Origin of the sequence: Nonomuraea sp. JJY05 (genome assembly GCF_043496855.1) — a bacterium.
Lineage (GTDB): Bacteria > Actinomycetota > Actinomycetes > Streptosporangiales > Streptosporangiaceae > Nonomuraea.
In genome coordinates this window covers 1-10,869 of the sequence record NZ_JBIEIS010000100.1, presented here as the reverse complement: position 1 = coordinate 10,869, position 10,869 = coordinate 1, and the positions used below count along the sequence as shown (strand labels likewise).

The window sequence follows — 10,869 nt, the reverse complement described above, 5'->3', positions numbered from 1 at the left end:
GACGGCCGCACCGTCCTGCTCATCACCCACCGCCTGGCCAGCGTCCGCTACGCCGACCGCATCTACGTCCTCGACCACGGCCGGATCACCGAACAGGGCGACCACCACACCCTGATGTCACTCAACGGCCTCTACGCCGACCTCTACACCCTCCAGGCCGCCGCCTACCGCTGACCCTCGTCGCAGGGCGGCTGCGCAGGCCCTCATCGCAGGGCGGCCTCGATGACCGCGCGGGCGATCGAGGTCACCGCGTCGGCCCGCGCCCCGGGGTGCTCCAGCACGACCCCCACCGCCACCTCGGGCGCGTCGGCGGGCGCGAAGGCGGTGACGAGCGCGTGGTCGTCGGTCCCCGGGATGACCTCCGACATGACGGCCGCGGCGGCCCTCTTGGGGGTGGCCGCCGCCGACTTCCCGGTGCGCGGCGCCATCGTCATCATCGCGGCCAGGCTCTTGGCCAACGCCGGCGACACGGCCTTGCGGTAGACGGAGGGGCCTGCGCGGTCGATGACCGAGCCGTCCGCCAGCCGTACCTCCTCCACCAGGTACGGCCGCATCAAGGTCCCGTTGTTGGCCACGGCGGCCGACAGCATGGCGACCATCAGCGGCGTCACCCGGCTGTCATGGTGCCCGATGGCCGACAGGGCGGTCTGCGCCCGATCCATGGTCAGCGGATAGCGGCTGGCCGTGGCGACGAGCGGGATCGTCAGGTTCGGTGCGTTGAACCCGAACGCCTCCGCCTGGTCCCTGAGCAGGTCCTGCCCGAGCTGCAGTCCGATGTTGGCGAACGCGGTGTTGCAGGACACGTGGAACGCGTCCGTGAGCGTCGGCTTCTGCTTGCCGCACCCGCCGCCGCCCGCGTTCTGCAGGACCGTCGGCGTCCCGGGAAGCCGCAGCCGGACGGGCGCGTCCACCAGCGCGGTCGGGGTGTACTCGCCGGACGCCAGCGCCGCGGCCGCCGTCACCAGCTTGAACGTGGACCCGGGCGGATAGAGCCGGTTCAGCGCCCGGTTCAGCAGGGGGCGCGACGGATCCTGCCGGAGCAGGCGCGCGGTCTCGTGGAGCCGCCTGGCGTCGAAGGTGGTGAGGGTGTTCGGGTCGTAGGTCGGATAGGTGGCGAGTGCCAGGATCGCCCCCGTCGCCGGGTTGACGGCCACCACCGCTCCCGGGAGCCCCATCGTCCTGAGCTCCTGGAACGCGGCCCGCTGCACCCGTTCGCTGATCGTCAGCCGGACGTCGGCCCCCTCCACGACGCCGCCCCTGACCAGCGACCGCACCTTGACCTTCGGATCCTCCCCGGACAGCACCTCGTCCCGCGCCTGCTCGATCCCGGTCGAGCGGTAGAGCGACATGTGCCCGGTGACGGCCGCGTACAGCTCCCCGTCCTGGTAGACCCGCCGGTAGAGGTACGGGCCGCCGCCGGTCGGGCGGCTCGCGGCGATCGGGGTGCCCTCGTAGGTGAGGATGTCGCCGCGCGGATGGTCGAACCTGGCGATCAGCGGCCGCACGTTCCTGTGGTCGGCGTTGAGCTCGCGCGAGCCGAACGCCTGGACGACCGTCACGTGCGCCAGCAACAGGAACAGCATCGCCGCGCACAGCCTGGCGACACGGCGCAGTGGCTCGTCGATCCGCTCCGCCCTCGATCCGGCCATGGATCTTGGTTTAACAGCCGGACCGCAAAGGCAGGGCTAGAGCTGGCTGCGGTAGTAGCCAATCTTGTTGTGGATGTACTTCTGCCGCTCGGCCAGCTTGTCGATCTGCTCCCTGACCTGCCGGTCGTGCTCCTCCAGCAGCTTGATCCGGTCAGGGATCGTGTGGTCTCCGGCGCGTACGAGCTCGGCGAAGCGGAGCATCTTGGCGATGGGCATGCCCGTGTCACGCAGGCAGCGCAGCGTGCCGAGCCAGCCGACGTCCTCCTGACTGAACCTGCGCTGGCCGGCCGCGTTGCGCCCGACACGCTCCAGCAGGCCGATCTTCTCGTAGTACCGCAGGGTGTCGATGCTGAAGCCGGTCTCCTCGACGACTTCCGCTGGTGTGTAGACGCTCACGTACATCAGGATCCCACCTGGAGTGCGCTCCAGGTCAACGGGCTTGACATGGAGCGCGCTCCAGCTCCCAAAGTCGGGCCCATGAACATCGCACTCGGCACGATTCCGTTCGGCACGACCGTCGACCTGCGGGACACGTTCGCCATCCTGGACCGCTTCCACGAGGCCGGCGGCACGATGCTCGACACGGCCAACAACTACCCGTTCTGGGTGGAGGGCCGGTCGGGCGACGAGAGCGAGCTGGCCATCGGCGCGTGGCTGGCCGCCCGCGGCAACCGCGACGAGATCTTCATCAGCACGAAGGGCGGCGCCCGCCCCACGGTCCCCGGCGACACCACCCTGGACTCCGCCGAGGGCCTGTCCGCCTCCGCGATCGCCAAGGCCGCCGAAGGCAGCCTGCGGCGACTGGGCACGGACCGCATCGACCTGTACTGGTCGCACATCGAAGACCGCTCCGTCCCGCTGGAGGAGACCCTGGGTGCGCTCAACGAGCTCGCACAGGCCGGCAAGATCCGCGGCGCGGGGGCGAGCAACATGGGGACCTGGCGCCTCGAACGGGCCAGGAACGTCTCGGCCGCCCACGGCTGGATCCCTTACACCTACCTCCAGCTCCGCCACACCTACCTGCGGCCGCGCCCGTTCACCAAACCGGCGGAGTCGGGGCACAGGCTCGCCACGGACGAGACCTTCGACTACCTGGCCGCCGAGCCTGACCTGACGTTGTGGGCGTACAACACGCTGATGTTCGGCAGCTACACGCGCCCCGACCGGCCCGTCCCCGAGATCTACGACCACCCGGGGACCACGCGGCGGCTCACGGTGCTGCGGGAGGTCGCGAACGAGCTGGGCGCCACGGCCAACCAGGTGGTGCTGGCCTGGCTGCTGGCCGACGGCGTGGTCCCGATCGTGGGCGTCTCGACGATGGCCCAGCTGGAGGAGGCCATCGCCGCCGCCGACCTCAAACTCGACCCCGACCTCCGCACCCGCCTCGACACCGCCACCTAATGGGCCGGCCCCGGCGCCGGATCTCGGCGTGCGACCGGGTGGTCTCCGTCGTGCGAGGCGATGCCACGTGGCGGGAGCGGTGCGTCGAGGGCAAGGGCGGGTCTCGGGGAGCGGGTGGGAGGGGTGGTCAGGCGAGGTGGTCGGCGAGGTAGCGGCGGACGAGGTGTTTGCACTCGGCGATCAGCAGCGCGTCGCCGGACGGATCCACGCGGAAGGCCAGCTTGAGCACCGCGTCCGTCGCCTCCACCGCCACCAGCAGCGCGCGATCCAGCCCCGGCCCCACGGGCGCGTCCAGGAGTTCGAGGGTGAGGGTGCGCAGCCGCTCGGCCACCACCATGTTGTTCTCCTGCGTCCCGTCCAGCGCCGTCCTGCTCCCGCCGATCGTCGGGCCGCCGGGGCCAAGGAAAACCTCGCCGAAGTCCAGCACGGCGAACCCCGGTGTGGTGCGCTTCATGGCGACGAACTCGTCGATGGCCAGATCCACCAGGTCCGTCCAGTGTCCGAGGTCGGCCTTGGGGATGCGGTCGATGACGCGGGAGAGGAACGCCTCGAGGTTGCGCCGCGCCAGCGCCCGCACCAACCCCTGCTTGTCGTGGAAGAACTGGTAGAAGGTGCCGATCGGGACTTCGGCGCGGCGTGCGACCTCTTTGGTGGTCATCGCCTCGTAGCCGACCTCGTCGAGCAGGATCGCGCATTCGTCGAGCATCCGCTCCACCCGCTCCACGCTCCGGCGCTGGGCGGGACGGCGGCGCAAAGTACTCGTCATGACCCCATCCTGACCTATTACTGACATTAAAGTTCCCATAGACGAAAGGAGCCCGGGATGTTCCTGTGGGGGACGGCCACGGCGGCGTACCAGATCGAGGGCGCGGTCAAGGAGGACGGCAGGGGTGTCTCCATCTGGGACACCTTCGCCCACGAGCCGGGCCGCACCAGGGACGGGCATACCGGGGACGTCGCGTGCGACCACTATCACCGGTGGCGTGAGGACGTCGAGCTCATGTCCGGGCTCGGGGTGAACGCCTACCGCTTCTCCATCGCCTGGCCGCGCGTCCAGCCACAGGGGGACGGCGAGGTCAACGCGGAGGGGCTCGACTTCTACGAGCGGCTGGTGGACGCGCTGCTGGAGAAGGGCATCCAGCCGGTGCCGACGCTGTTCCACTGGGACCTGCCGCAGGCGTTGCAGGACCGCGGCGGGTGGATCAATCGCGATATTTCAGGAAATTTCGCCGAGTACGCCGCCACCGTAGCCGCCCGCCTGGCCGACCGCGTCCCCCTCTGGATCACCCTGAACGAGCCGTTCGTCCACATGGCCTATGGATACGCCATGGGCATCCACGCCCCGGGCCAGGCCCTCCTCACGGACGCGCTCCCCGCCGCCCACCACCAGCTCCTCGCCCACGGCCTGGCCGTGCAGGCCCTGCGGGCGGCCGGCGCCCGCCAGGTGGCCATCACCAACAACTGCACCCCGGTCTGGCCCGCGTCCCAGGAGGAAGCCGACCTGAAGGCGGCGGAGGCCTACGACATCCTCCACAACCGTCTCTTCAACGACCCCGTACTTCTCGGCAAATATCCGGACCTGTCGGCGTACACCCAGAACGTCGACTTCGTCCGAGACGGCGACCTCGACATCATCGCCGCCCCCTTGGACGGCCTGGGCATCAACTACTACAACCCCACCCGCATCGCCGCCCCCACCGGCGAGGGCCTCCCCTTCACGGACGCGGGCGTCACCGGCTACCCCACCACCGCGTTCGGCTGGCCGGTCGTCCCCGACGGCCTGCGGGAGCTCCTGACCGGCCTCAGGTCCAGGTACGGCAGCGCGCTCCCGCCCGTCCTCATCACGGAGAACGGCTGCTCGACCGACGACACGCTGGAGGACCACGCCCGCGTCGAGTTCCTGGAGAGCCACATCGCGGCGATGCGCCGGGCCATGGCCGAGGGCGTGGACGTGCGGGGCTACTTCGTCTGGTCCCTGCTGGACAACTTCGAGTGGGCAGAGGGCTACCACCAGCGCTTCGGCCTCGTACACGTGGACTTCGAGACCCAGCGCCGCACCCCGAAGGCCTCCTACCGCTGGCTGCGGGAGCACCTCCGGGCTCAGAACACCGACACGTGAACGTGGTCGTAGTGGTTGGCCGTGACCCCGCCGCGGTCCGACATCGGGTCCCAGCCGCCGCCTGACCGGATGTCGTAGTAGCGCTGCTTCCAGATGATGTACATGACGCCGATCCGGGCGCCGTTCTTGATCAGGTAGTCGGCCAGGGCGTCACCGCGGGCCTCGTCGGACCCGGTGGCCATGGTGCCGCCACGCGACATCATGAAGTCGCACGCCCGGCCCTTGCCGTGCTCGCCGGGGTCGCCGGGGCGAAGGCAGCCCACGCCGTACTTCATCGGGAAGTTCCGCATGATGTCGGCACGCACGTCGATCATGCGCTGGGTCAGGCCCTCGGCGCCGCCGGGCTGCTGGAAGCCGTACTTGGCGAGCAGCTTCTCGACCTCGCGCTGCTTGCTCTGGAGGTTCTTGATCTCCTTGCGCAGCTTCTCGATCTTGTCGTTGGCGGCGATCTTCGCCTCTTTGGACCTGTCGATCAGCTTCTGGACGCTCTGCACCCGCTTGGTGCGCTCGTCGGCCATGTAGGTCATGTTGGCCGCCTGCCCCAGCATCATGGTCGGGTCGACGTTGGGGGTGAGGAGCTGGAAGGTGTCGAGAGGCCCCACCATGTACGCGGTCTGCGCGATGCCCGCCACGTCCGCCTGCGCCGCCTTCAGCTGGGCCTGAAGGGTGCCGGACGTGGTGGTGGCCCGTTTCACCTGGAGCTTGATCTCCTCCAGGCTCTGGATCTGGCCGCGGTAGCGCTTTTCGAGCAGCTCAGCCTGTTTGGTGAGTTTCCGCAGGTCAGTTGGGCTGGGGTCGGCCGCGGCGGGAGACGGCGCGGGGAGGCCGAGCAGCCCGGCGAGGACGGCGACAAGAACGGCGATCCGCCCGGTTCTCACACCCGCCCCCTCCCCTCATAGACGGACCGAAACTATAGAAGATGATCTTGATGCCTGTCACCCGAACGGCCGAACTGCCGCACCATTGGCGACATTTCTGATGATTTGTCCGAATTAAGGCGGACCTAAAGATTGGGCCTTGTCTAGATCGCTCCAACGGTCTGAGATGGCGATCGAACTCGTCTCTGCGAAGGGGCAGATCGTGTCTCGAACATTGACCCTCGCCACCGCCGTCATCCTCGGCTTAGGCACGTCCATCGTGGCCACGACCGCGCAGGCGTCCGTGGACCCGCTACCGCCCCGCGACCGCATCGAGCTCTACCAGCTCGACAGCGCCCCGGGCACCGCGCAGACACTCAGGGAAAAAGGCTTCGACGTCGTCCAGCAGCAGAACAAGGGCGACCAGGAGCACATCGAGCTCACCGCCGCGCAGGCCGACCTGGACGCGCTGCGCAAGCTCGGCCACAAACCCGAGCCCGTACGCAATCCCCAGGGACAGACCCAGCTCGAGGCCGCCAAGGCGCAGGCGGCCTCCGGCTACACCGTGTGGAAGTCCTATTCCGAGACGGGCGGCATCGCCGACCAGCTCAAGGCCATCGCGAACGCCAACAAGGACATCGTCAAGCTCCAGTCGATCGGCAAGTCGCTGAAGGGCCAGGACATCCTGGCCGTCAAGGTCACCACGGGCGCCCGGCTGCTGCCCGACGGCATCAAGCCCTCGACGCTCTACTCCGCCACGCAGCACGCCCGCGAGTGGATCGCCACTGAGGTGGACATGCGGCTGCTGAAGTACGTGACCGCGAACAAGGCCGCGCTGAAGGACCTGCTCAACAAGAGCGAGCTGTGGTTCGTGCCGGTGGCCAACCCCGACGGCTACGACTTCACGTTCACCGAGGGCAACCGCCTGTGGCGCAAGAACCTGCGCGACGTCAACGGTGACGGCAAGATCACGATCGGCGACGGCGTCGACCCGAACCGGAACTTCCCGACGAACTTCCACTACGACGAGGAAGGCTCGTCGAGCATCCCGAGCAGCGACACCTACCGCGGCACGGCCCCGGCCAGCGAGCCGGAGACCAGGGCCATGGACGGCCTGCTCAGGCGCATCGGGTTCGAGATGCAGCTCAACTACCACTCCTACGGCCCGCTGCTGCTCTACCCGAGCGGCTTCCAGATCGCCACGGAGACGGCCGACAACCCGATCTACGAGGCCCTCACCGGCAACGACGCCAACCCGGCCGTCCCCGGCTTCGACCCCGACCTCGGCGCCGAGCTGTACACCACGAACGGCGACACCAACGACCACGCCCACCGCCAGTACGGCACGCTGTCGTGGACGCCGGAGCTGAACGAGGGCTGCGACGGCTGCGGATTCGTCTTCCCCGACGACGAGGCGCTGGTGCAGGCGGAGTTCGAGAAGGGCCTGCCGTTCGCGCTCGACGTGGCCAGGTCCGCGGTCAACCCCGTCGAGCCGGTGAACCACCTGGGCAACAAGACCCCGGACTTCGAGATCGACCCGTTCGAGGTCAGCTACGGCAAGGACCAGGTCGTCCAGGTCGACGCCAAGCGCAAGCTCGGCCCGGTCGTCCTGAACTACCAGGTCAACGGCGGCCGTACCAGGACCGTCCTGACGGGCGAGTGGAAGGGCGGCGAGCGGTACGGCAGCGGCTACAACCGCTACTACCACCGGCTCCGCGGCAAGATCACCGGCACGAAGCCGGGCGACAAGGTGAAGGTCTGGTTCGCCTCGATCGGCAGGAAGAGCGCCGACTTCACCTACACCGTGGCGACCGACATCGGCGGCAAGGTGCTGATCCTGGCCACGGAGGACGTCACGGGCCTCAGCCCGGCGCAGGGCGTGACCGAGGCCAAGTACGCCGACGAGTACGCCGCGGCGCTCACGGCGGCCGGCTACACCTCGGACGTGTACGACATGGACAAGGCGGGCCGCAAGGCCCCGCACCCGCTGGGCGTGCTCAGCCACTACAAGGCCGTGGTGTGGGAGACCGGCGACGACATCATCCCGAGGTCGCCCGGCCAGGTGGGCGGCACGACCTCCAAGGGCGGCGTGGACACCGAACTCGCGGTCCGCGACTACCTGAACGAGGGCGGCAAGCTGCTGCACGCCGGCAAGTACCCGTCGTTCGCGGCCAACAACAACGGCGCCTACTACTACCAGCCCGACCAGCCGGCGCAGCCGGAGTGCACGGTGCCGGACGACCCGCCGTGCATCCCGGTGTTCAACGACTTCCAGCAGTACTGGCTGGGCGCGTACGTCTTCTTCGACGACGCCGGCACCGACCACAACACGGGCCAGCCGTTCGGGCTGGCGGGCAACGGCGGCACGTTCGACGGTTTCGGCGCGACGATCGAGCCGGGCCACACCAACTCGTTCGTGGCCACCTCGGCAATCCTGCCCGCGCAGCAGTTCCCGCTGTTCGCAAGCTCGGCGCAGGTCAAGTGGGTACGCCCCGGCGGCCCGTTCGACCCGCACTCCGGGGCATGGGACGTCTACAGCGGCATCGCCGACGTCTCGTGGAAGCGGCTGACCAAGACGATCGACCTCACCGGCAAGAGCAGCGGCGAGCTGACGTTCTGGACCTCGTACGACACCGAGAACACCTGGGACTACCTCGCGGTCGAGGCGCACACGGCCGGCGGCGACGACTGGACCATGCTTCCGGACGCCAACGGGCACACCACCCAGGTGACCGGCAGCAGCTGCGACCCGCCCAGCGGCGGCGAGGGCTGGTGGACGATCCACCCGTTCACCCGGCGCTACCAGGGCCCCAACTGCGAGTCCACGGGCACCTCCGGCGCCTGGAACGCGGCCACCGGCAACTCGGCCGGCTGGCAGCAGTGGAAGATCGACCTGACCCCGTACGCGGGCAAGCAGGTCGAGCTGTCGATCTCCTACATCAGCGACTGGAGCACCCAGGGCGCGGGCGTCTTCCTGGACGACTTCGCGGTCGCCCTGGACGGCGTGACGACCGAGCAGACCTCGTTCGAGTCGGACCTGGGCGGCTGGGCCGTCGGGGCGCCTCCCGAGGGCACCTCGCCGTCGATCAACAACTGGTTCAGGACGGACCAGGTCTTCGAGGAGGGTGCCGGCATCGTCACCAAGGACACCGTCTACCTGGGCTTCGGCGCTGAAAGCGTGACCGACCCGGCCACGCGTGCCGACCTCGTCAAGAGATCCATGAAGCACCTGCTCGGTTAGAGCCGGAGAGGGGTGCGGCAGAGCGTGCCGCACCCCTCTTGCGTGTCCGGACAGAACATGGTTCGGTCACCTTGAGGAAGTCCGGAAACAAGCAAGCATTCGGTCAAGCAGGAGGGTCACGACATGCGCCGGCACGACACGCTGTTCATCGGGGGCGAATGGGTGGCCCCCGCGGGCACCGCAACGATAGATGTCGTCTCCCCGCACACCGAGGAGGTCGTCGGCCAGGTGCCCGACGGCACGGCCGCGGACATGGACCGGGCGGTCGCGGCCGCCAGGGAGGCGTTCGACCACGGGCCGTGGCCGCGGATGACGTTCGCCGAGCGGGCCGAGGTCATCGGCCGGCTGGCCGCGATCTACAACGAGCGGCAGGGCGAGATGGCCCAGCTCATCACGGAGGAGATGGGCTCGCCGATCACGTTCTCCAACCTCGCCCAGGCGCCCCAGCCGCTGGGCATGCTGCAGTACTACGCCGAGCTCGGCAAGACGTTCGAGCAGGAGGAGCAGCGGCCGGGCCTGTTCGGCCCGATCACCGTGCGCAGGGAGCCGGTGGGCGTGGTGGCGGCCGTGGTGCCGTGGAACGTGCCCCAGTTCGTCACGATGACCAAGGTCGCGCCCGCGCTGCTGGCCGGCTGCGCCATCGTGCTCAAGCCGGCGCCCGAGACGCCGCTGGACGCGTACCTGCTGGCCGAGTGGGCGATCGAGGCGGGCATCCCGGCGGGCGTGCTCAACATCGTGGCCGCCGGCCGCGAGGCCGGCGAGCACCTGATCTCCCACCCCGGCGTGGACAAGGTGGCCTTCACCGGCTCGACGGCGGCCGGCCGGCGCATCGCCGCCATCTGCGGCGAGCAGCTCAAGCGGGTCAGCCTGGAGCTGGGCGGCAAGTCCGCCGCGATCGTCCTGGACGACGCCGACCTGGCCGCCAGCATGGGCTTCCTGTCCATCGCCTCGCTCATGAACAACGGCCAGGCCTGCGTGGCGCAGACCCGCATCCTGGCCTCGCGCAACCGCTACGACGAGGTCGTCGAGGCCGTCGCGAACATGGTCAACTCCCAGCCCGTCGGCGACCCCGCCGACCCGGCGACCGGCATCGGCCCGCTGGTGGCCAAGCGGCAGCAGGACCGGGTGGAGGGCTACATCAAGATCGGCATGGACGAGGGTGCCAAGGTCGTCGTCGGCGGCCTCGACCGGCCCTACGATCGCGGCTGGTACGTCTCCCCCACCGTCTTCGCCGGCGTCACCAACGAGATGCGCATCGCCCGCGAGGAGATCTTCGGCCCGGTCCTGGCCGTGATCCCGTACGAGGACGAGGCGGACGCCGTACGCATCGCCAACGACAGCGACTACGGCCTGGCCGGCTCGGTGTGGACGGCCGACGCCGAGCACGGCATGGACGTGGCCCGCCAGGTCCGCACCGGCACGTATGGCGTCAACTGCTTCATGCTGGAGACCAACGCGCCCTTCGGCGGCTACAAGGCCAGCGGCATCGGCCGCGAGCTGGGCCCCGAGGGCCTGAACGGCTACCTGGAGTACAAGACGATCGCGCGGCTCGGCTAGCCCCGGCGAAGAAGGGCCTCGCGGCATGCCGCGAGGCCCCTCTTC

General features: G+C 69.2%; 8 protein-coding genes. 4 read left to right on the top strand and 4 right to left on the bottom strand.

Going from position 1 to position 10,869, the window contains the following annotated elements; all coding sequences use genetic code 11:
• Nucleotides 1–203 precede the first annotated feature (203 nt).
• Both ACFKCF_RS61230 and ACFKCF_RS61225 read right to left on the bottom strand, forming a co-directional pair.
• Nucleotides 204–1,649, bottom strand: a complete 1,446-nt coding sequence (locus tag ACFKCF_RS61230; protein WP_394506679.1) for a penicillin-binding transpeptidase domain-containing protein — start codon at nt 1,647–1,649, stop codon at nt 204–206.
• A 36-nt stretch (nt 1,650–1,685) separates the two neighbouring features.
• Nucleotides 1,686–2,051, bottom strand: coding sequence for a MerR family transcriptional regulator (locus tag ACFKCF_RS61225; RefSeq protein ID WP_394506677.1), 366 nt, complete (start codon nt 2,049–2,051; stop codon nt 1,686–1,688).
• A gap of 75 nt (nt 2,052–2,126) precedes the next feature.
• On the opposite strand from ACFKCF_RS61225, the gene ACFKCF_RS61220 reads away from it, so the two are divergent.
• On the top strand, nt 2,127–3,050 hold the full coding sequence (locus tag ACFKCF_RS61220; RefSeq protein WP_394506675.1) for an aldo/keto reductase: 924 nt from the start codon (nt 2,127–2,129) through the stop codon (nt 3,048–3,050).
• Nucleotides 3,051–3,177: 127 nt separating this feature from the next.
• Here ACFKCF_RS61220 and ACFKCF_RS61215 read toward each other — a convergent pair whose 3' ends face one another.
• Nucleotides 3,178–3,816, bottom strand: coding sequence for a TetR family transcriptional regulator (locus tag ACFKCF_RS61215; RefSeq protein ID WP_394506673.1), 639 nt, complete (start codon nt 3,814–3,816; stop codon nt 3,178–3,180).
• Between the two features lie 57 nt (nt 3,817–3,873).
• Between ACFKCF_RS61215 and ACFKCF_RS61210 the strand changes: the two genes are divergently transcribed.
• A complete protein-coding gene (locus ACFKCF_RS61210) occupies nt 3,874–5,169 on the top strand; it encodes a GH1 family beta-glucosidase (RefSeq protein WP_394506671.1) in 1,296 nt (431 codons plus the stop codon).
• Here the strand turns inward: ACFKCF_RS61210 and ACFKCF_RS61205 are convergent.
• Nucleotides 5,151–6,047 (bottom strand): hypothetical protein, encoded by an 897-nt coding sequence (locus ACFKCF_RS61205; protein WP_394506669.1) that lies wholly within the window; start codon nt 6,045–6,047, stop codon nt 5,151–5,153. The genes ACFKCF_RS61210 and ACFKCF_RS61205 overlap by 19 nt on opposite strands.
• 202 nt (nt 6,048–6,249) lie before the next feature.
• On the opposite strand from ACFKCF_RS61205, the gene ACFKCF_RS61200 reads away from it, so the two are divergent.
• Both ACFKCF_RS61200 and ACFKCF_RS61195 read left to right on the top strand, forming a co-directional pair.
• Entirely contained in the window at nt 6,250–9,267 is a 3,018-nt protein-coding gene (locus ACFKCF_RS61200) for a M14 family zinc carboxypeptidase (protein WP_394506667.1), read from the top strand.
• Nucleotides 9,268–9,390: 123 nt separating this feature from the next.
• Nucleotides 9,391–10,824, top strand: a complete 1,434-nt coding sequence (locus ACFKCF_RS61195; RefSeq protein ID WP_394506665.1) for an aldehyde dehydrogenase — start codon at nt 9,391–9,393, stop codon at nt 10,822–10,824.
• Nucleotides 10,825–10,869: the final 45 nt, after the last annotated feature.

What these genes read in the sequence shown, in the direction of transcription:
- ACFKCF_RS61215 (WP_394506673.1), bottom strand. Translation starts at nt 3,816, where the DNA reads ATGACGAGTACTTTGCGCCGCCGTCCCGCCCAGCGCCGGAGCGTGGAG.
- ACFKCF_RS61195 (WP_394506665.1), top strand. Translation starts at nt 9,391, where the DNA reads ATGCGCCGGCACGACACGCTGTTCATCGGGGGCGAATGGGTGGCCCCC.
- ACFKCF_RS61210 (WP_394506671.1), top strand. Translation starts at nt 3,874, where the DNA reads ATGTTCCTGTGGGGGACGGCCACGGCGGCGTACCAGATCGAGGGCGCG.
- ACFKCF_RS61225 (WP_394506677.1), bottom strand. Translation starts at nt 2,051, where the DNA reads ATGTACGTGAGCGTCTACACACCAGCGGAAGTCGTCGAGGAGACCGGC.
- ACFKCF_RS61230 (WP_394506679.1), bottom strand. Translation starts at nt 1,649, where the DNA reads ATGGCCGGATCGAGGGCGGAGCGGATCGACGAGCCACTGCGCCGTGTC.
- ACFKCF_RS61220 (WP_394506675.1), top strand. Translation starts at nt 2,127, where the DNA reads ATGAACATCGCACTCGGCACGATTCCGTTCGGCACGACCGTCGACCTG.